At 62.8% G+C, this 21,342-nt stretch carries 16 protein-coding genes; 1 reads left to right on the plus strand and 15 read right to left on the minus strand.

Annotation, left to right across the window (positions count from 1 at the left end):
- Nucleotides 1-24: 24 nt before the first annotated feature.
- The 10 genes from FPB55_RS04780 to arcD (FPB55_RS04825) form a co-directional block, all read right to left on the minus strand.
- A complete protein-coding gene (locus tag FPB55_RS04780) occupies nt 25-1,401 on the minus strand; it encodes an L-serine ammonia-lyase (protein WP_054890559.1) in 1,377 nt (458 codons plus the stop codon).
- Nucleotides 1,402-1,557: 156 nt separating this feature from the next.
- On the minus strand, nt 1,558-4,413 hold the full coding sequence (gene gcvP / locus FPB55_RS04785; RefSeq protein ID WP_125855420.1) for an aminomethyl-transferring glycine dehydrogenase: 2,856 nt from the start codon (nt 4,411-4,413) through the stop codon (nt 1,558-1,560).
- Between the two features lie 10 nt (nt 4,414-4,423).
- Nucleotides 4,424-4,807 carry a glycine cleavage system protein GcvH gene (gene gcvH, locus FPB55_RS04790; RefSeq protein WP_054890561.1) on the minus strand — a complete coding sequence of 128 codons (384 nt, stop codon included), beginning with the start codon at nt 4,805-4,807 and terminating at the stop codon, nt 4,424-4,426.
- 326 nt (nt 4,808-5,133) lie between these two features.
- Nucleotides 5,134-6,339, minus strand: coding sequence for a sodium/glutamate symporter (gene gltS / locus FPB55_RS04795; RefSeq protein WP_033691431.1), 1,206 nt, complete (start codon nt 6,337-6,339; stop codon nt 5,134-5,136).
- A gap of 166 nt (nt 6,340-6,505) precedes the next feature.
- Nucleotides 6,506-8,014 (minus strand): sigma-54-dependent transcriptional regulator, encoded by a 1,509-nt coding sequence (locus FPB55_RS04800; protein WP_047150239.1) that lies wholly within the window; start codon nt 8,012-8,014, stop codon nt 6,506-6,508.
- A 519-nt stretch (nt 8,015-8,533) separates the two neighbouring features.
- Nucleotides 8,534-8,902: a DUF5064 family protein gene (locus FPB55_RS04805; protein ID WP_125855745.1), complete on the minus strand. Its 369-nt coding sequence runs from the start codon at nt 8,900-8,902 to the stop codon at nt 8,534-8,536.
- 56 nt (nt 8,903-8,958) lie between these two features.
- Nucleotides 8,959-9,888 (minus strand): carbamate kinase, encoded by a 930-nt coding sequence (gene arcC / locus FPB55_RS04810; RefSeq protein WP_009683385.1) that lies wholly within the window; start codon nt 9,886-9,888, stop codon nt 8,959-8,961.
- A gap of 129 nt (nt 9,889-10,017) precedes the next feature.
- The gene (locus tag FPB55_RS04815; RefSeq protein ID WP_009683386.1) at nt 10,018-11,028 is read right to left on the minus strand and encodes an ornithine carbamoyltransferase; all 1,011 of its coding nucleotides are present in this window, start codon (nt 11,026-11,028) and stop codon (nt 10,018-10,020) included.
- A gap of 68 nt (nt 11,029-11,096) precedes the next feature.
- On the minus strand, nt 11,097-12,350 hold the full coding sequence (gene arcA / locus FPB55_RS04820) for an arginine deiminase (protein WP_009683387.1): 1,254 nt from the start codon (nt 12,348-12,350) through the stop codon (nt 11,097-11,099).
- A gap of 32 nt (nt 12,351-12,382) precedes the next feature.
- Nucleotides 12,383-13,810: an arginine-ornithine antiporter gene (arcD, locus tag FPB55_RS04825; RefSeq protein WP_009683388.1), complete on the minus strand. Its 1,428-nt coding sequence runs from the start codon at nt 13,808-13,810 to the stop codon at nt 12,383-12,385.
- A gap of 434 nt (nt 13,811-14,244) precedes the next feature.
- Here arcD (FPB55_RS04825) and arcD (FPB55_RS04830) point away from each other — a divergent pair, with 434 nt between their 5' ends.
- Entirely contained in the window at nt 14,245-15,672 is a 1,428-nt protein-coding gene (arcD, locus tag FPB55_RS04830) for an arginine-ornithine antiporter (RefSeq protein ID WP_054881592.1), read from the plus strand.
- On the opposite strand, the gene FPB55_RS04835 is transcribed toward arcD (FPB55_RS04830), so the two are convergent.
- The 5 genes from FPB55_RS04835 to FPB55_RS04855 form a co-directional block, all read right to left on the minus strand.
- Nucleotides 15,652-16,065: a YbaN family protein gene (locus FPB55_RS04835; RefSeq protein WP_009683390.1), complete on the minus strand. Its 414-nt coding sequence runs from the start codon at nt 16,063-16,065 to the stop codon at nt 15,652-15,654. The genes arcD (FPB55_RS04830) and FPB55_RS04835 overlap by 21 nt on opposite strands.
- Nucleotides 16,066-16,119: 54 nt before the next feature.
- Entirely contained in the window at nt 16,120-16,713 is a 594-nt protein-coding gene (locus FPB55_RS04840) for a biliverdin-producing heme oxygenase (protein ID WP_054881593.1), read from the minus strand.
- A gap of 161 nt (nt 16,714-16,874) precedes the next feature.
- Nucleotides 16,875-19,463: a TonB-dependent receptor gene (locus FPB55_RS04845; RefSeq protein WP_054881594.1), complete on the minus strand. Its 2,589-nt coding sequence runs from the start codon at nt 19,461-19,463 to the stop codon at nt 16,875-16,877.
- A gap of 180 nt (nt 19,464-19,643) precedes the next feature.
- Complete coding sequence (locus FPB55_RS04850) at nt 19,644-20,606, minus strand: FecR domain-containing protein (RefSeq protein WP_047150079.1); 963 nt, start codon at nt 20,604-20,606, stop codon at nt 19,644-19,646.
- Between the two features lie 90 nt (nt 20,607-20,696).
- On the minus strand, nt 20,697-21,209 hold the full coding sequence (locus FPB55_RS04855; RefSeq protein WP_144187600.1) for an RNA polymerase sigma factor: 513 nt from the start codon (nt 21,207-21,209) through the stop codon (nt 20,697-20,699).
- Between the last annotated feature and the right edge of the window lie 133 nt (nt 21,210-21,342).

The raw sequence follows: 21,342 nt of genomic DNA on the forward strand, positions 1-21,342 counted from the left end.
TGACTCCTTGCTTTCGTTAGTGGGTCAACACTCGATGATGTTGACGGCCAGGCCGCCACGGGCGGTCTCTTTGTATTTGCTTTTCATGTCGGCGCCGGTCTGGCGCATGGTGCGGATGACCTTGTCGAGCGACACGTAGTGCTGCCCGTCGCCGCGCAAGGCCATGCGCACCGCATTGATCGCCTTTACCGAGCCCATGGCGTTGCGCTCGATGCAGGGCACCTGGACCAGCCCGCCAATGGGGTCGCAGGTCAGTCCCAGGTTGTGTTCCATGCCGATTTCGGCGGCGTTCTCCACTTGCTGCACACTGCCGCCCATCACCTCGCACAGCGCCCCTGCAGCCATCGAGCAGGCCACCCCGACTTCGCCCTGGCAGCCCACCTCGGCACCGGAGATGGAGGCGTTTTCCTTGTACAGGATGCCGATGGCCGCAGCCGTGAGCAGAAAACGCACCACCCCGTCTTCGCTGGCACCGGGCACGAAGCGCATGTAGTAGTGCAGCACCGCGGGGACGATACCGGCGGCGCCATTGGTGGGCGCGGTGACCACCCGCCCGCCATAGGCGTTTTCCTCGTTCACAGCCAGCGCATACAGGTTCACCCAGTCCAGTACCGACAGGGCATCGCGCAGGCTGGCCTCCGGGTGCCGGCTGAGCTGGCGGTACAGTGCCGGTGCCCGGCGCCTGACCTTGAGCCCACCCGGCAGAATGCCCTCATGCTGGCAGCCGGCTTCGACGCAGTCCTGCATCACTTGCCAGATGCGCAGCAGCCCGGCGCGGGTTTCTGCCTCTGGGCGCCAGGCCTGCTCGTTGGCCAGCATTACCTGGCTGACCGCCAGGTTGTGCGTGGTGCAGTGGCCAAGCAGCTGTTTGGCGGTGGTGAACGGGTAGGCCAGGGCGGTGCTGTCCTCGACAATGCGGTCGTGGCCGGCGGCGGCTTCGTCAACCACGAAGCCGCCGCCCACCGAGTAGTACTCGCGGCTGCGGATTTGAAGGCCGGCGTTGTCGAATGCGCGGAAGATCATGCCGTTGGGGTGGTATTCCAGTGGCTTGCGGATCATTGCCAGGTGCTGCTTTTCATTGAAGGCAATGGTGTGCTCGCCCAGCAGCTTGAGCTTGCCACTGCTGCGGATCGCCTGCAGGCGGGCGGGGATGCTGTCGGTATCGAGGGTGTCCGGCTGTTCGCCTTCAAGGCCGAGCAACACGGCCTTGTCACTGCCGTGGCCTTTCCCGGTGGCACCCAGCGAGCCATACAGCTCGGCCTTGACGCTGGCAGTCTGGGGCAGCAGACCATCACGGCGCAGCCCTTCGGCAAATCGCGCAGCGGCGCGCATCGGGCCGACGGTGTGGGAACTGGAGGGGCCGATGCCGATCTTGAACAGGTCGAAGACGCTCAAAGCCATTGCTCGTTCCCTCCAGAAAGAAAAGGCGAGTGCTGCGCACTCGATCGCCGGCAAGCCAGCGCCCACAGGTACGACGTTCCCGTGAGAGCAGGCTTCTTACAGGTGCAGCACAACCCTTGCAGGCAGTGGAGCCCTTGTGGGAGCCGGCGAGCCGGATCAGGCGTCCTGATAGCTCTCGATCGACGGGCAGGCGCATACCAGGTTACGGTCGCCGAATACGTTGTCGACGCGGCCGACCGGTGGCCAGTACTTGCCTTCCACCAGGCCAGGCAGCGGGTACACCGCCTGCTCGCGGCTGTAACCGTGCGCCCATTCGCCAACCAGCTCGGCCGCGGTATGCGGGGCGTTTTTCAGCGGGTTGTCGTCTTTGTCCAGGCTACCGTCCTCGACCGCGCGGATTTCTGCGCGGATCTGGATCATGGCGTTGCAGAAGCGGTCCAGTTCTTCCTTGGACTCGCTTTCGGTCGGTTCGATCATCAGCGTGCCGGCCACCGGGAAGGACATGGTCGGGGCGTGGAAGCCGAAGTCGATCAGGCGCTTGGCCACGTCGTCGACGCTGATGCCGCTGGTGTCCTTCAGTGGGCGCAGGTCGAGGATGCATTCGTGTGCTACCAGGCCATTGCCGCCGCTATACAGGACAGGATAGTGCTCTTCCAGGCGGCGGGCGATGTAGTTGGCGTTGAGGATCGCCATCTGCGACGCACGCTTGAGGCCGGCACCGCCCATCATGCGGATGTACATCCAGGTGATCGGCAGAATGCTGGCGCTGCCGAACGGCGCGGCGCACACCGCACCCTGGGTGTTTTGCAACTGCGCATGGCCGGGCAGGAACGGCGCCAGGTGCGACTTGACGCCAATCGGGCCCACCCCCGGGCCGCCGCCACCGTGCGGAATGCAGAAGGTCTTGTGCAAGTTCAGGTGCGACACGTCGCCGCCGAACTTGCCCGGCGCGCACAGGCCGACCATGGCGTTCATGTTGGCGCCGTCGATGTACACCTGGCCACCGTTGTCGTGAATGATCGCGCAGATTTCGCCGATCGCTTCCTCGAACACGCCGTGGGTCGATGGGTAGGTGATCATGATCGCGGCCAGGCGCTCGCGGTGTTCGATGGCTTTGGCGCGCAGGTCCTCGACATCGACGTTGCCGCGGGCGTCACAGGCGGTAACCACCACACGCATGCCGGCCATGTTGGCGGTAGCGGGGTTGGTGCCGTGGGCCGACGAGGGGATCAGGCAGATGTCGCGGTGGCTTTCGCCACGGCTGCGGTGGTAGGCACGTATGGCCAGCAACCCGGCGTACTCGCCCTGCGAGCCGGCGTTGGGCTGCAGCGACACGGCATCATAGCCAGTAGCAGCGCACAACATTGCTTCCAGCTCGGTGGTCATCTGCAGGTAGCCCTGGCTTTGCTCGGCCGGCGCAAAGGGGTGCAGGTTGCCGAACTCGGCCCAGGTCACTGGGATCATTTCGCTGGCTGCGTTCAGCTTCATGGTGCAGGAGCCCAGCGGGATCATGCTGCGGTCCAGCGCCAGGTCCTTGTCGGCCAGGCGGCGCAGGTAGCGCATCAGCTCGGTTTCGCTGTGGTAGCGGTTGAATACCGGGTGTTCGAGGATGGCCGACTGGCGCAGCAGGGCCGCGGGCAGCAGCGAACCGGTGCTGGCGGCCAGCGCGGCGAAGTCAGGCAGGGGCTGGTTGCCAGCGAACAGTTGCCACAGGGCCTGCACGTCAGACTGGGTGCTGGTTTCGTCCAGCGACAGGCCCAGGTGGGCGGCGTCGACCTGGCGCAGGTTGATACCTTGGGCGCGGGCCTGCTCATGCAGGCTGGCAGTGGCGGTGCCGGTGGCCAGGGTCAAGGTGTCGAAGGCTGTTGCACCGACCACTTGCAAACCCAGGCGGTTCAGGCCGACTGCAAGAACCGCAGTCAGTGCGTGGGTGCGCTCGGCGATGCGCTTGAGGCCGGCCGGGCCGTGGTACACGGCGTACATGCTGGCGATATTGGCCAGCAGCACCTGGGCGGTGCAAATGTTGCTGGTGGCCTTCTCGCGGCGGATGTGCTGCTCGCGGGTTTGCATGGCCAGGCGCAGGGCGGTCTTGCCGAAGCGATCGATCGACACGCCGACCAGCCGGCCTGGCATGTCGCGCTTGAAGGCGTCACGGGTGGCGAAGTAGGCCGCGTGTGGGCCGCCGAAGCCCAGGGGCACGCCAAAACGCTGGGCGCTGCCGATGGCCACGTCGGCATCGAACTCACCCGGTGGGGTCAGCAGGGTCAGGGCCAGCAGGTCGGCTGCCACGGCGACCAGCGCGTTGGCGGCATGGAAGCGCTGCACCACTTCACGGTAGTCGAACACCTCGCCATTGCTGGCCGGGTATTGCAGCAGCGCGCCGAAGAAGGCACTGGCATCGCCCAGCTCGCGTTCGTCGCCGACCACCACGTCGATGCCCAACGGCTCGGCGCGGGTGCGCAGTACGTCCAGGGTTTGCGGGTGGCAGTGCACCGACGCGAAGAAGCTGTGGCTGGTCTTGTTCTTCGACAGGCGCTTGCAGAAGGTCATGGCCTCGGCTGCGGCGGTCGCTTCGTCGAGCAGCGAAGCGTTGGCGATCGGCAGGCCGGTGAGGTCGCTGATCAGGGTCTGGAAGTTCAGCAACGCTTCCAGGCGGCCCTGGGAAATTTCCGGCTGGTAGGGCGTGTAGGCGGTGTACCAGGCCGGGTTTTCCAGCAGGTTGCGCAGAATGGGGGCCGGGGTGTGAGTGTTGTAGTAGCCCTGGCCGATGAAGCTCTTGAACAGCTGGTTCTTGCCGGCGATGGCCTTGAGTGCTGCCAGCGCGTCGGCTTCACTCTGGCCGTCGTGCGCGCCGAGCACGCTGGTGCCCTTGATGCTGTCGGGGATGACCGCCGCGGTCATGGCGTCCAGCGATTCGAAACCGAGTGCGGCGAGCATGGCCTGCTCGTCGGCGGTGCGCGGGCCGATGTGCCGGGCGATGAATTCGTTGGCGGTGCTGAGGTTGATGGTCATGGCGCAGTCCTCAGGCTTCAGCGTTGGCTTTGATCAGGCGGTCATAGGCGTCCTGGTCGAGCAGGGCGCTGACTTCGCTGATGTTGGCCGGGGTGAAGCGGAAGAACCAGCCTTCGCCCATGGGGTCTTCGTTGACCAGCTCCGGGCTTGAGTCGAGCTGTGCGTTGACTTCAACCACCTCGCCGGTCAGGGGCATGTACACGCCGCTGGCAGCTTTCACCGACTCGACGGTGGATGCTTCGCTGCCTTTCTCGTACTGCTGCAACTCGGGCAGTTGCACGAACACCACATCGCCAAGGGCGTTCTGGGCGAAGGCGGTGATGCCCACGGTGACACTGCCATCGGCTTCGACGCGCAGCCATTCGTGATCTTCGGTGAAACGCAACTCGCTCATGCGGAATCCTCAGCGTTGGGCGCGGTGTGCCCGCGCTCTTGGGTTGGGATTCCCATAGCAATAATGCGGCCAATTTCAAAAAAGGCTTATAAAACAATAAGTTAAATTTTTACTGAGGCGCTCGATTTTTGGCGGTGGAACGAAAACGCTACATTGCACGCGGGGTGAAAAAGCGTTTCTCTATCAAACCCTTGTATAACCGCATGCGCACACCCATGTAGCGTTTTCGATACGTTGTAATCAAAGCGTTACAGTGCCGCGGCGTCTGTTTGGCACGTTACTGCCAACTCTTTAGTCGGGCGACGCCACAGGTACGGTAAAAGGCATCAACCTGCCATGAACAGCGGCAGTGCCAGATAGAGTTTGATCACGATGACATTGATGATGTCGATGAAGAATGCCCCCACCATGGGTACCACCAGAAAGGCAATGTTCGAAGCGCCGTAGCGCTGGGTCACTGCCTGCATGTTGGCAATGGCAGTGGGCGTGGCCCCCAGGCCAAATCCGCAATGGCCGGCAGCCAATACGGCAGCATCGTAATTGCGACCCATGACCCGGAACGTCACGAAAATTGCGAACAGCGCCATGACCAGTGTCTGTGCGGCCAATAATGCGAAGAACGGCAAGGCCAGCGCTGCCAGGTCCCATAGTTTGAGCGACATCAAGGCAATGGCCAGGAACAGCGACAAGCTGACATTGCCCAGTACCGAAACTTCCCGTTCGAACACACGGTAGAAGCCGAATGCGGATAGCCCATTGCGCAGCAATACACCCACGAACAGCACACACACAAACGTCGGCAGTTCGAATGCAGTTCCTTTGAGTGCGCCATTGAGCAAAGAACCGGCAAGCAGGCTTACCGCTATCAGCGCCAGTGTTTCCACAAATGAAAACGATGTTATCAGGCGCTCTTTGTCAGGCCGCTCGAAACCCTGGGGCAGTTGCGGCAGTTCCTCATCCGCCCCCGGCGTTTTCACCCGCTTGATCAGCAGCCGGGCAACCGGCCCGCCGATCAGGCCGCCCAGCACCAGCCCGAAGGTGGCCGAGGCCATCGCCAGTTCCGCAGCCGAGGCCAGGCCGAACTTTTCGCTGAACGTGGCGCCCCAGGCGGCGCCGGTGCCGTGGCCGCCGGACAGGGTGATCGAACCGGCCAGCAGGCCCATCAAAGGGTCCAGCCCCAATGCCGAGGCCAGGCCGATGCCCATGGCGTTCTGCACCAGCAACAGGCTGGTGACAACCAGCAGGAAGACCACCACCACACGCCCGCCTTTTTTCAGGCTGGCAAAGTCTGCGCTCAAGCCGATGGTGGCGAAGAAGGCCAGCATCAAGGGTGTTTGCAGTGAGGTATCGAACTGCACCTGCACATCGAAACTGCGCAACGCCAGCAGGGCAAAGGCGACGACCAGGCCACCAGCAACGGGTTCCGGAATATTGTAGACGCGCAACAAACCAATCCGTGCAACCAGCCCGCGCCCCAATAACAGGACGAGAGAGGCGGCTACAAGTGTCCCGTAAAAATCGAGTTCAAACATCAGGTGCTCTCGTTATATCCAGTAGCGAACCACGCTCCGCACTTGGGCGGATCAGTGGGATGACAAGTGGCAATACACCGTCATCATTCTACGAGGCATATGTGGGAGAGTATCTTTCACTCGCGTAGGAAAGGTCTGAACAACTACCGGGTTATTGCAACGACTATCAGCCTTTGCCGGGTATTCCATATTTACGCAGGCGCTGGGCAATGGCGGTGTGCGAAGTGTGCAAGCGCGCAGCCAGTTGCCGGGTGGAGGGGTAGCTGGCGTACAGACGTTGCAGCAGCTCACGCTCGAAATCGCCCACGGCTTGCTCCAGGCTGGCCACTTCGCCATCTTGCCCGCGCGCCACCGAGGTGCCGGCGATGTCCAGGTCACCGATGTCCACCAGGTTGCTTTCGCAGATGGCCGCCGCACGGAAAATCACGTTCTGCAGTTGGCGCACGTTGCCCGGCCAAGGGTTGGCCAGCAGCGCCGAATGGGTGGCCGGGGTCAACCGGCAGGCTGGGCGCTGGATCTGCGTGCAGGCCTGCTGCATGAAGAAGTGCGCCAGCATCAGGATGTCCTGGCCGCGGTCGCGTAGGGGCGGTACCTGCAGGTTGAGCACATTCAGGCGGTAGAACAGGTCTTCGCGGAAGCTGCCTTCGGCCACCATGCGCTCCAGGTCGCGGTGGGTGGCGCTGATGATGCGCACATCGACCTTCACTTCGCGGTCGCCGCCCACCCGGCGGAAGCTGCCGTCACTGAGGAAGCGCAGCAGCTTGGCCTGCAGGTACGGTGACATTTCGCCGATCTCATCCAGAAACACCGTACCCTGGTTGGCCAGCTCCATCAGCCCCGGCTTGCCGCCGCGTTGCGCGCCGGTGAAGGCGCCGGGCGCGTAGCCGAACAGCTCGCTCTCGGCCAGGCTCTCGGGCAGGGCGGCGCAGTTCAGCGCCAGGAACGGTGCCGCCTGGCGGCTGCTGATGGCATGGCAGGCGCGGGCCACCAGCTCTTTGCCGGTGCCGGTTTCGCCATGCACCAGCAGCGGCGCATCGAGTGCGGCAACGCGCATGGCGCGTGCTTTGAGAGTACGGATGGCCGGTGACTCGCCCAGCAGGGCGTCGAAGCCCTCGGCGTGGTCGTGGTGCAGGGCCGACAGGCGTTCGCCCATGCGCGATGGCGGGTAAAGCGTCAGCAGGCCACCGGCGTTGGTAATGGGCATGGCATCGAGCAGCAGGCTGTGGCCGTTCAGTTGCATCTCGCGCATAGGCAGGTGGAAGTTGTTGTCCAGCAGCGCCTGCAGCAGCCCGGCGTCGCCGAACAGCTCGCCCACCGAGCGCCCGGCCGATTCGCGGCCGCACAGCTCGATCAGCGCCGGGTTGGCAAGCAACACCTTGCCGGCGCTGTCCACGGCCAGGACCGGGTCGCTCATCGCTGCCAGCAACGCATCCAGTTGCAGGTGCCGACGTTGCCCGGGAAGGATGTCGACCACGTCCACCGACTGTACCCCGTGCACTTCGAACAGTGCGTCGTGCAGCTCTTCGAGCACCGCGGGGCTGAGCGTCGGGGCGTCGATGTACACGTTCGGCGGGACCATCTCCACGGCGTCCAGGTTGAGGTTGCGGGCACCGAGCAGGGCTAGCACTTCCTGAGTGATGCCGACGCGGTCGATGAAGCTGACGTGGATGCGCATGGGAACGTAGAGGGTGGTGGCCGGGGAGGGCGGTAGTATGCCTCAACATCGCCGGGGCCGCCTTGCGGCCCATCGCAGGCAAGCCAGCTCCCACAGGGATCGCGTCAGGGCTGATAGGTGTTTGTCACAAGATATGCAGCGCCTGTGAGATCGAGCGCCGCCCGCGCGGCGCAATCGCGAGCTGCGCTCGCTCCTACGTTTGTTTCGGGCCAATTATTCCTGTGGGATTTGCGCGCGAACGCCTTGGTGCATGCCTCAATATCGCGCCGTACAAACAAGGCGGCCGCGCGCGCCTGTCACAGGCGTTACTGGCCCGAAACAAACGTAGGAGCGAGCGCAGCTCGCGATTGCGCCGCGCGGGCGGCGCTCGGTCTCACAGGCGCTGAAGATGCTCCGGCTACCCTTGCCAGGAACCATAGTATCTCCCACAGGTACTGCACAGGCCTTGAGGCCGATGCGATCGAAGTGGGCGCTGGCTTGCCTGCGATGGGCTGCAAGGCAGCCCCAAACTTGGGAAAATCACTCCAGGTGTTCAGGCTTGACCGGGTCGCCCGACTTCACAGCCAGTTTTTCGCGAATGTCCGCGAACATATGGTCATAGAGCTTGTGCGGTGAACTCAGGTTTTCGAATTTCTTTGGCGACGGCAGGTACGCTTGCGCCCTGCGCGTCAGCAGCATGAGAAAGCTGGGCAGGGCCTGGTCCTTGGGCAGGAAGAACGCTTCATCGACTGCCTTGCCTTCGATGCTGCCATGCATGCGGAACTGAATGCCTCTACCTTCCTTGGGTTCCGACACTGCCTCGTATTCGATGTTCAGGTCATAGCTGTGGTCATCTTTGTTCAGCGCAATGCGCTCGATGTGTACATGACCGGGGTGGTACTGGGCCATGGAAAGCTCCTTGGGAAGGTCGAAAATGACGGGCCGCGCAGGCCCGCCCATTGCATTCAACGGTAGCTGATCCCCGGCTTCGCGGTCGAAACACGGGTGCCGGCTGTGCCTTTGACAATTTCCTCGATGTTTTCCAGCGAACTGATCACTGCCACCTTGCCGGTATGGCGGGCAAAATCACAGGCGGCCTGCACTTTCGGCCCCATGGACCCCGCGGCAAAACCCAGCCGCTGCAGTTCGTCGGGGTGCGCTTGGGCGATGGCTTTCTGCGTAGGTTTACCCCAGTCAATGTACGCCGCATCCACGTCGGTGGCGATGATCAGAAGGTCGGCTTCCAGTTGCTCTGCCAGCAGCGCCGAGCACAGGTCTTTGTCGATGACCGCCTCCACCCCTTTAAGCTTGTGGTTTTCATCGTACAGGGTGGGGATGCCGCCGCCGCCCGCGCAAATCACGATGCTGCTCTTTTCCAGCAGCCACTTGATCGGGCGGATTTCAAAGATGCGCTTGGGTTTCGGGCTGGCCACCACGCGTCGGTACTTGTCGCCGTCAGGCTTGACCACCCAGCCCTTCTCGTTGGCCAGGCGCTCGGCCTCGTCCTTGCTGTAGACCGGGCCGATGAACTTGGTCGGGTCCTTGAAGGCCGGATCGTTGGCGTCGACTTCAACCTGGGTCAGCAAGGTCGCGAACGGCACTTCGAAGGCCAGCAGGTTGCCCAGCTCCTGCTCGATCATATAGCCGATCATGCCCTCGGTCTCGGCGCCCAGCACGTCCAGCGGGTAAGCCTCGTCCGGTTTGTAGGAAAGGCCCTGCAACGACAGCAGGCCGACCTGCGGGCCGTTACCGTGGGCAATGACCAGCTCGTTGCCGGGGTGGATCTTGGCGATCTGTTCGGCGGCGGTGCGGATATTGGCACGCTGGTTGTCAGCGGTCATGGGTTCGCCGCGGCGCAGCAGGGCGTTGCCGCCCAATGCAACAACGATACGCATGGGGAATGTCCTTTTGAGGTGGGCTTGGGACTGCAAGCTGCAAGCGGCAAGTTGCAAGTTGCAAGTCGCAAGCAGAAGCAGGCCGGTGTGATCAGCTGCTTTCAGCTTTCAGCTTTCAGCTTTCAGCTTTCAGAGGTCAGCCAGGGTCGAAACCAGGATCGCCTTGATCGTATGCATGCGGTTTTCCGCCTGCTCGAAGGCAATGCAAGCGGGCGACTCGAATACGTCGTCGGTCACTTCGATGCCGTTGGCCAAGTCCGGGTACTGTTCGGCAATCTGCTTGCCCACCTTGGTTTCGGAGTTGTGGAACGCCGGCAGGCAATGCATGAACTTGGTGCGGGGGTTGCCAGTTGCCTTCATCAGTTGCGCATTCACCTGGTAAGGCTTGAGCAGCTTGATACGCTCGCCCCAGGCCTCGATCGGTTCACCCATCGATACCCACACGTCGGTGTGCACGAAGTCCACGCCCTTGACCGCGGCCAGCGGGTCTTCGGTCAGGGTGATACGCGCGCCACTTTCTTCTGCGTACTGCTTGCAGCGCTCAACCAGGTCCTCATGTGGCCACAGCGCCTTGGGCGCGGCGATGCGCACGTCCATGCCGAGTTTGGCGCCGATCAGCAGCAGCGAGTTGCCCATGTTGTTGCGCGCATCGCCCAGGTAGGCGTAGCTGATGTCGTGCAACGGCTTGTCGCTGTGCTCGCGCATGGTCAGCACGTCGGCGATCATCTGGGTAGGGTGATACTCGTCGGTCAGGCCGTTGAACACCGGCACCCCGGCGAACTTGGCCAGCTCTTCGACGATTTCCTGCTTGAAACCACGGTATTCGATGGCGTCGTACATGCGCCCGAGTACGCGGGCGGTGTCCTTCATGCTTTCCTTGTGGCCGATCTGCGATGAGTTGGGGTCGATATAGGTGACATTGGCACCCTGGTCGTAGGCCGCCACTTCGAAGGCGCAGCGGGTGCGGGTGGAGGTTTTTTCGAAGATCAGGGCAATGTTGTTGCCCTTCAGGTGTTGCTGTTCGGTGCCGGTGTACTTGGCGCGCTTGAGGTCGCGGGACAGGTCCAGCAGGTAGCGCAACTCGCGCGTGGTGTGGTGTTCCAGGCTCAGCAGGTTGCGGTTGTGAATGTTGAACGCCATGACTTTTCTCCTTGGGTAGGGTGAACGCACCGGCCGCCGCTGGGTAAGCGCGGCCGGGGTAATGGGCGTTAGTAATCGATGGGGTCACGAATGATCGGGCAGGTCATGCAGTGGCCGCCGCCCCGGCCCCGGCCCAGTTCGCCGGCGCTGATGGTGATGACCTCGATGCCAGCCTTGCGCAGCAGGGTGTTGGTGTAGGTATTACGGTCGTAGCCGATGACCACGCCTGGTTCGAGGGCCACCACGTTGTTGCCGTCATCCCACTGTTCGCGTTCGGCGGCGAAGCTGTTGCCGCCGGTTTCGACCACCCGCAGCTTGACCCCGAGCTGTTCGCCGACCACATCGATGAACGACTTGTTCACGCGGCGCACGTCCATGCCGTACGGCTTGCTTTCGTCCGGGCGAATGATGAACGGCACGATTTCCTTGACCACTTCCGGGAAGACCGTGACCAGGTCGCGGTCGCAGAAACTGAACACGGTGTCCAGGTGCATGGCGGCGCGCGACTTGGGCAGGCCGGCGACCACCACTTCCCTGACCGCACCGTGGGCGAACAGGCTCTGGGCCAGCTGACCGATGGCCTGGCGCGAGGTGCGCTCGCCCATGCCGATCAGCACCACGCCATTACCGATCGGCATCACGTCGCCACCCTCGAGCGTGGCGTTGCCGTGGTCCTTGTCCGGGTCGCCATACCACACCTGGAAGTCGGCGCTGGTGAACGCCGGGTGGAATTTGTAGATGGCAGTGGTGAGTAGCGTTTCCTGGCGCCGTGCTGGCCAGTACATCGGGTTCAACGTGACGCCGCCGTAGATCCAGCAGGTGGTGTCACGGGTGAACTGGGTGTTGGGCAAAGGTGGCAGGATGAAGCTGGAGTGCCCCAGGTAGTCGTTGTACATCTTGACCACTTCGGCGCCTTCGCTCTGCGGCAGGTCCTGGCCGGCCACGCCGCCGATCAGGAATTCGGCCAAGTGGCGCGGTTCGAGACCTTCCAGCCAGCTGCGCACTTCATTGGTCAGGCCCACGCCGACGGTATCGGCGGTGATCTTGCGGTCCAGAATCCACTTCAGCGCTTCAGGTTGCTGCACGATGTCGGTCAGCAGGTTGTGCATTTCCAGCACATCCACGCCACGCTCACGCATCTTGGTGACAAAGTCGAAGTGGTCACGCTTGGCCTGGTCGACCCAGATCACATCGTCGAACAGCAGTTCGTCACAGTTGCTCGGCGTCAGGCGCTTGTGCGCCAGGCCCGGTGCGCACACCATGACTTTGCGCAGCTTGCCGGCCTCGGAGTGCACACCGTACTTCTGTTTTTCAGCGGACATGGTTTCATTCCTCCAATGGGACGAAAGCGTGGTCAAAGGGTCAGGAAGCCGTCGTACAGGCCATAGGCTGCCACCAGGGCGCCGATCACCACGGCGGCGAAGATCAGTTTTTCCACGTTGGTGAAGATGGGTTGGCCCACTTCACGCTTGGCCTTGGCGAACAGGATCGCGCCAGGGGCGTACAGCAATGCCGACAGCAGCAGGTATTTCACACCGCCGGCGTACAGCAGCCAGATGGCGTACAGCAGGGCGATAGCGCCGATGATCAAGTCTTTCTTGCGTTCGGCCAGGGCCTGCTCATAGGTTTCGCTGCGCAGCGCCAGCAGGAAGGCGTAGGCCGCCGACCACAGGTAGGGCACCAGAATCATCGAGGTGGCGAGGTAGATCAGCGACAGGTAGGTGCTGCTGGAAAACAGCGTGATCACCAGGAAGACCTGCACCATGGCGTTGGTCAGCCACAGCGCATTGGCAGGTACCTGGTTGGCGTTCTCGCGGCGCAGGAATGCCGGCATGGTGTGGTCCTTGGCGGCGGCGAACATGATTTCGGCGCACAGCAGCACCCACGACAGCAAGGCCCCCAGCAACGAGATGATCAGGCCGACACTGATCAGTACCGCCCCCCAGTGGCCGACCACATGCTCCAGCACGGCGGCCATCGACGGGTTCTGCAGCTTGGCCAGTTCCGGTTGGGTCATGATGCCCAGCGACAGCACATTGACCAGTACCAGGAACAACAGCACGGTCACGAAGCCGATGACCGTGGCCTTGCCCACGTCGGCGCGCTTTTCGGCGCGTGACGAGAAGATGCTCGCACCCTCGATACCGATGAACACCCATACGGTGACCAGCATCATGTTGCGGACCTGGTTCATCACACTGCCCAGTTCGGGCGTGCCCCGGCCCCAGATGTCGGCGGTGAAGATGTCCAGCTTGAAGGCGAACAGGCAGATCAGGGCGAACAGCACCAGCGGCACCACCTTGGCCACGGTGGTCACCAGGTTGATGAACGCCGCTTCCTTGATGCCGCGCAAGACCAGGAAATGCACGGCCCATAGCAGTAGCGAGGCGCCGATGATGGCGGCTGGCGTGTTGCCCTCGCCAAAGACCGGGAAGAAGTAGCCCAGGGTGCTGAACAGCAGCACGAAGTAGCCGACGTTGCCCAGCCAGGCACTGATCCAGTAGCCCCAGGCCGAAGAAAAGCCCATGTAGTCGCCAAAGCCGGCCTTGGCGTAGGCATACACCCCGCCATCGAGGTCTGGTTTGCGGTTGGCCAGGGTCTGGAACACGAAGGCCAGGGTCAGCATGCCCACGGCAGTGATGGCCCAGCCGATCAGTACCGCGCCAACCCCTGCGCTGGCCGCCATGTTCTGCGGCAGCGAGAATATGCCGCCGCCAATCATCGAGCCGACCACGAGTGCAACTAATGCACCGAGTTTCAATTTTCCGGATGAATCAGACATTTAACAACTCCTGCCAGGAGAAAGTTGACGACAGCATAAATCCGCCGTCTCAGCCATTCGCTGACGTGGGTCAGGTCATGGTGCCGTGAAGTAGGAAAAAACCTTCACGGTGCTCCTGGAGTGTGCCGACATCTCAAGCTGCAGGCCTTGCGCGCTGGCACCTCCATGTCATTCTAGAGCAAACGCTCTGTTCAGCCTGCGATGCTTGACGCTAGCCGCTTTCGCGGCTTTCGCCACTTTTTTACGCATATTTCAAGTTTTATCACTTTCTTTTCCAGTGACTATCTAGCTGCTAGTTTTTACAGAATCTATTTATAGATAAAACTGTTATTACCGCGCGTCTTTTTGTGAATGGGTTCACTATAAGCAAGCGTTTCTATATGGCCGCAAACGCTGTTGCATTCGTATGACATTGGCGAAAAAACGGGGGATACATGAGCGAACCGGGTCAGAAGCTACGCTTGGGCGCGCTGATCGCGTTGGTGGTCGGCTCGATGATTGGCGGCGGGATATTCTCGTTGCCGCAGAACATGGCGGCGCGTGCCGATGTAGGGGCGGTGCTGATCGGCTGGACCATCACTGCGGTGGGCATGCTGGCCCTGGCCTTCGTGTTCCAGACCCTGGCCAACCGCAAGCCGGAACTGGACTCGGGAGTATATGCCTACGCCAAAGCCGGTTTTGGCGACTACATGGGCTTCTCATCGGCCTGGGGCTACTGGATCAGCGCCTGGCTGGGCAACGTCGGTTACTTCGTATTGCTGTTCAGCACCCTGGGTTTCTACTTCCCTGTATTTGGCGAGGGCAATACGCCTGTCGCCATCGGTTGTGCCTCAGTCCTGCTGTGGGCGGTGCACTTTCTGGTCTTGCGCGGCATCAAGGAGGCGGCGTTCATCAACCAGGTGACCACCGTGGCCAAAGTGGTGCCCATCCTGATTTTCGTGGTGATTGCCGCATTCGCCTTCCGCGCCGATATCTTCACCCGGGATATCTGGGGGTTGAGCAACCCTCAGTTCGGAGGTGTGCTGGAGCAGGTGCGCAACATGATGCTGGTGACCGTATTCGTGTTCATCGGCATCGAGGGCGCCAGCGTCTACTCCGGGCGGGCCCAGCGCCGCTCCGATGTGGGCAAGGCCACGGTCATCGGCTTTCTCGGTGTGCTGGCGCTACTGGTGCTGGTCAACGTGCTGTCCCTCGGGGTGATGACCCAGCCGGAGCTTGCCGGTTTGCAGAACCCTTCGCTGGCGTCGGTGCTGGAGCATATCGTCGGCCCTTGGGGCGCATTGCTGATCAGTATCGGCCTGGCGGTTTCGCTGCTGGGGGCGTTGCTTTCCTGGGCATTGTTGTGTGCCGAGATTCTTTACGCCACCGCTCGTGACAAGACCATGCCGCGCTTCCTGGCCAAGGAAAACGCCAACCATGTACCGGCCAATGCCCTGTGGCTCACCAACTGCATGATCCAGGGTTTCCTGCTGATCACGTTGTTCTCGGCCGGCACTTACACCAGCCTGATCTACCTGGCGTCGTCGATGATCCTGGTGCCTTACCTGTGGTCGGCGGCCTATGCGCTGCTGCTGGCGGTGCGTGGCGAGAGCTACGCCGCGCAGCCACGGTTGCGGCGCAAAGACGTGCTGGTGGCGCTGGTTGCCTTGCTCTACGCCATCTGGCTGCTGTATGCCGGCGGGCTCAAGTACCTGCTGTTGTCGGCGTTGCTGTATGCCCCGGGCGTGATCCTGTTCGCCAGGGCCAAGCATGAGCAGCGGCAAACCCTGTTCACCACGTGGGAAAAGCTGATTTTCGCGGCCGTGCTGGCAGGCGCGGCGCTGGCCGCCTACGCCCTGTATTCAGGGTTGCTGAGCTTGTGATGGGGCTGCGCAGGCGTGCTCCGGGCGTGACCAGATCCACAGGTTGCCCAGGGTCATGCCGGCGATGGCGAGGAATACCGGCCAGTGGTGTTCGAGAAAGGTCAGCATCAGGCCTGCACAGAGCAGCATGCTGAGGGTAGCGCTGACCTTGGCGCGGCGCTGGATCACCTTGCCGTTGCGCCAGTTGTACAGAATCGGCCCGAACAGGCGGTGGTTTTCCAGCCAGGCCGACAACCGTGGCGAACTGCGCGTTGCAGCCCACGCTGCCAGCAGGATGAATTCGGTGGTTGGCAGGCCGGGAATGACGATCGCGACCAGGCCCACCCCCAGGCTCACGTAAGCCAGTATTCCATACAGCAGGCGGGCGAGTTTCGAGCGGGCGGGTCGGGTCATGGTCTCACTGCAAAAAACGGTGCGGCCACCGGAAGGGTGGCCGGCTAAGGCGTATCAAACCAGCGCAGCATCTGCAGCATAGGCATGCTTGAGCAGCTCGGTGAAGCGCTCGAATGCCGCTACTGCGCCGCGCTCGGCAGCCGCGTCTTCTTCGGCCGACAGGTCCAGGGCATCCAGGATGCGGGTGAACTGCTTCCAGCCTTCAGCACGGCCACCGGCCGGCTCGCCCAGGTGCCGGGCGCCGAAGCTGTCGGACAGGCCTAGCGCTGCGGCCCGTTTGATCAGAAACGCAGCGCCCAGTTTGGAGCCTTCGGAGACGAAGATCCAGCCCATTGCCTCGCCCAGGCTCGGATTGGCCAAGGCACCCGGCACCGCGGCCGGCACCTGGGTGTCGAGGTCGGCGAGGTCGAGGCGGGCTTGGTCGGCCCGGCAGCGCGCGGCCAGGTCGGGGACGATGGCAATCAGTTGCGGGTCGTTGTACAGGGCCTGCAGCTCGGATTGGAACAGGTACTGGGCGACCACGAAGCGGGCGAAACTTTCGCGGCTGTCGAATGGGGCGTGGGATTTGACCAGGGCATCCAGTTCGGCGTGCGGGGCGTGGGTGATCTGGTTCAGGCGCTGGGAGCGCAAGGCTGGGCGGTCGGTCATGGGGCAGTCCTTGGAAAGAGGGCGTCTAGAGACAAGACGAAGCAGCGGGGGCGGAACAGTAAAAAAAACCGGGTATCTACCGACGGGTCATTGCGTTGCCTGTGGGATCAGGCGCCGCGCGGGCGGCGCCTGATCCCACAGGCGCTGCAAACCTGGTACCTTCAGATATCCCACACCACATTGATGCCGAAGTTGCGCCCCGGCATGCTCAAACGGTCGATGTTGGCCGGCTGGGTCACAGCCGCTTCACCCTGGCCGTCATAGCTGCGTACCGAGTCCCACTGCCAGTATTTCTTGTCGGTCAGGTTGTACAGCCCGGCGTTGATGGTGACGTCGTCGGTCACCTTGTAGAAACCGGTCAGGTCCAGCACGCCATAGCCTGGCGTGCGGAACTTCGTGCTCGAACCGTCTGGCGAGTAGAAGGTGCTGTCGTCGACCCGGGTCTTGCGCTTGACCAGCGTCCAGCTCAGCAAGCCACCATAGTTGTGTTGCTCGTAACCCAGGCCGAACACGCCTTTGAGCGGGTTGACCGTGTTCAGCGGTTCGCCGGTGTCATCGTTACGGCCATAGGTATAGGCAATCGAGCCCTGGGTATACAGGCCTTGTGGCGCTCCGAAGTGGTCAAGGTTGAGGCGGCCCTTGACCTCGGCGCCCTTGATGGTGGCGTGCTTGATGTTGTTGGCCTGGAAGGTCTGTTCCAGGTTGGCGCTCTGCACGGCGTCTTCGTCGATGAAGTCGCGGTACTTGTTGTAGAACACCGCCACGTCGAAGTTACCGGCGTCGAAGTTGCCGCGCAGGCCGGTTTCGTAGCCCTTGCTCTTTTCAGGCTCCAGCCCTGGGTTGCCTTCTACCCGGTAGCCTTGGTCTAGGTTGACGAATTTCCCGTACATGGACTTGGCGGTCGGCGTGCGGAAGCCCTCAGCGTACTGGCCGTACCAGGTGTAGTGGTCATCGAAGGCGTAGGTCAGGCCGAACTTGGGCGAGACGCGGTGCCACGTCTTGTCCGAGTCGTCCTGGGAGGTGGGCGCGGTGGCGGTGGACTCCAGGCCACGCAGGAACGCCTCGGTGAACTTGGGCTGCATGCGCGTGTAGTCGTAACGGGCGCCTGGCAGGAAGGTCCAGCGGTTCCAGCGGATTTCATCCTGCACGAACAGGCTGTAGGTGTTCACGGTCGGGTCCGGGAAATCACTGACCAGCACCTGGCCGTCGGCCGGGCGCGGCGCGCCGGCGGCAGCGCAACCCGAGCCTACGGCCAGGCAGGTGCCCGTGCCACTGCGCGACCCGGTGATTTTCTCGTGCTTGAGGGTGGTGCCGTAGGTCAGCAAGTGGTCGGTGCTGCCGATGCTGAAGGCTTTGTCCAGCTGGGCATCGAATACCCACTGGCGGTCCTTGTAACGGGTGTCGCGGGTGCGCAGTACCTGGCGGCCAGGTGGCGCATAGATTTCATCGGTGTGCTGGTCGGTCTTGGCGACCTGGTAGTTCAGGCTCCACTTCACCTGGTCAGCGAACAGCGTGTCCAGGCCGAATTCATGGTTGATGCCGAAGCGTTCGCGGGTGATGGTGTCGTTGCCGCTGCGCGCCTTGTAGTAGCCCATGCCCCCGAACCCGGGTATGAACGGCCCTCCCGCGGCGCTGAGGATGTTCTGGTCGCGGTCGTCCTTGTAGCGCTCGTAAGTAACGCCCAGGCGGGCGTCGTCAGCGTAGTTCCAGCCTGCCTTGGCCAGCACGTTGGTGGTCCGCACGTCCATCGGGTTGGCTTCGGTACGGGCCAGGCCGGCACCGCTGTGGTGGCCTTGGGTCTCGGTCTCGTGGCCATTGCGCTGGCTCAGGTGCAGCAGGCCGTCGACATCGCCCTGGCGCCCGGCGACGGTGGCCGAGGTCAGCCAGCTTTCGTCCGCCGAGCTGTAACCGCTTTTCAGGCGTGCACCAACATCCTTGCCTGGCTTGATGATGTCGTCGGGGTCGAGGGTGAAGTAGCTGACCGCGCCGCCGATCGCATTGCTGCCATACAGCACCGAGGCCGGGCCGCGCAGGATTTCCACGCGCTTGACGATTTCCGGGTCGACATAGTTGCGTTGGGTTTGCGCGTAGGGGCCGTAGAAGAAACTGTCGGGGATCGCCACACCGTCGACCTGGGTGAGAATCCGCTCGCCGTCGATACCGCGGATGTTGTAGCCGTTGAGGCCACTGCGCTGGCCGGTGCCGGCCACCGACACACCCGGTTCGTAACGCACCAGGTCCTGGATGTTGTTGACGTTCTGGCGGTCCAGTTGCGCTCGGGTCTGCACGCTGACCGTGCTCGGCACCTGGCTCACGTCCTGGGCACTGCGGGTGGCGCTGACGGTCACTTGCTGCAGCGCGATCACATTGTTCGCGGCCTGGCGTTCGAGTACCACATTGGCATTGCCGATCTTGCGAAAGCTCAGCCCGGTGCCCTGCAACAGGCGCTTGAGCGCGGCATCTGGCGGCAGAGCACCCTGTACACCGGGTGAGGCCACGCCTTCGGCCAACTCGGCGCTGAAGCCAACCTGCCAACCGGTGACCTGGCTGAAGGCGTTGATGGCCGACACCAGCGGTTGCTGGCCGATGCTGAAGCGGTAATCGCCCATGCGCGGGCTGCTGGCGCGGGCCGGTTCGGCAGCCAGCGCCGGCAGGCTGCAGGCGCCGCTGGCGAGCAATGCCAAGGTCAGCAGCGAAAGCTGCCCGGTACGGCGGGGAAGGGAAGACGAGCGGGTAATACCTGTGTACATCGGAAGCGCTCCCAAACGTGCAGACAGTTATAGGTGTCTGTTCTCGTTTGTTAAACAAGAATCAGTTGCATTGGCTATAACGAGACGGATGGGGGCGCAAAACCGCGTAAAAATAAATGCAAAAGCGTTGAACAGGCATGCCGGGCTGCGCGGCGGCGTGGCCGTAGGGGAGGCAAACAGTCAGTTCAGGATGACCAGCGCCGGGTACTCATGCAACTGGGCGGAGGTGATGTGAGCCAGCGCGCGCAGGGTTTCCAGCGGTTGGTCGAGGCGGTAGTTGCCGGTTACGGCAACGTCATCCAGCTGGGTATTGCGGTTGATGATCCAGCCGGGGTAATAGCGCCGGACTTCGGCCAGGACCTGGCTCAGCGGGCAGTTTTCGAACACCAGGCGGCCATCGACCCAGGCCAGGTCCTTGTGCATGTCGGGGCGCTGGCGCTGGCCAATGCCCTGGGGGCCCACACTGATGCTGTCGCCAGCGCTGAGGCGTATGCGCTGGTCACGCGCACCTTGCAGGTCGACATCGCCGCGCTGCACCCGCAGTTGCGCTTCACCGTTGAGGTAGCGCACGGCGAAATCGGTATCGCGTGCTTGCGCGCGCAATGGCCCGGCCTGGACTTCCAGCGGCATCGGCGCGTTCTGCGGCACCTGGAAGTAGGCTTCACCCTGCAGCAGGCGCGCGACCTGGCGGCCGCCGCGGCGGTCACTGGCGAACGCCGAATTGGTATTCAGCAGCACCTTCGCGCCATCGTCCAGTTGCAGGCGCTGGCGTTCGCCGACCACGGTCAGGTGGTCGGCCTGCAGGCGTGTCGGCAGGTTACCGAAGGTCACCAGCCCAACCAGCAGCACGGCTGCCGTCGCCAACGGCTTCCAGTGGCTGCGCAGGCGCCCGCGCCACGACCGACGCTGCTGCCGGTGCATCTGCGTGGCCACCTGGTGCAGCGGCATACCGTTCCACAGCGCTTCTGCCTCGACATAGGCTTCGGCGTTTTCTGGCGCTGCGCTCAACCAGGCCTGGAAGGCGAGGGTGTCGTCGGCATCGGCGCCTTGCAGGCGTACCAGCCATTCCAGCGCCTCGTCCATGGCACGCGCACGGGCATTGGGCCCGGCAGGTGACGGGCGAGGGGCGGGGCTGTCGGTCACGGGGAATCCTTGCGTGGTTTTTTGCAAATGATCAAGGCTACGGCGTGGTGTGGCAAGGGCTTTACGTTGAGGGGCTGGCCAGCGGCCGGTTTACTTCAGGCGCTCGGCGACGCCCATGCAGATGGCCATGATCAGCTTCAGTTCCTTTTGTACCGTACTGGCCGAAACATTCAGTTGCTGGGCAATTTCCAGGTAGGTGGCGCCATGCAGGCGGCTGAGAATGAAGATGCGCTGCTGGCGCTCGCTCAGCTGGTTCAGGCTGATGCTCAGGTGCTTGAGCAGTTGTTCGGCGTGCGCGGCATCCTCGTTGCTGCTGGCCGGTGCGGCCACGCTGTGCAGCACCTCGTCGGGCACGTCGTCGACCAGCATGCGGGCCTGCACCCGGCGGGCGCGCAAGTGGTCGAGCGCCAGGTTGCGGGCCGTCTGGAACACGAAGGGTTCGATGTGCTCGACAGGCCGCTCGCCCAGGGCGCGCGACACCCGCAGGTAGGTTTCCTGCAGCAGGTCCTCGGCGGTGCTGGGGTTGCCGACCATGCGCTGCAGGGTGCGCAGCAGGGAAAGGCGCTGGAGGAGGAAGACGGCGTTGAACCGGGACTGACTCACGAGAAGACCTGACCGACCAAAAGATAATGATAATGCTTATCATCTATGCGGAAGGTCAAGTCTGGAAATGTTAGGAAAAGGTAAAGATTGTGAGCCCGCTGGTGGCTGGGGGAGGATGTTCTGTGTATTCGAG

It is taken from the genome of Pseudomonas sp. BJP69 (assembly GCF_007633355.1).
Classification (GTDB): Bacteria; Pseudomonadota; Gammaproteobacteria; order Pseudomonadales; family Pseudomonadaceae; genus Aquipseudomonas; species Aquipseudomonas juntendi.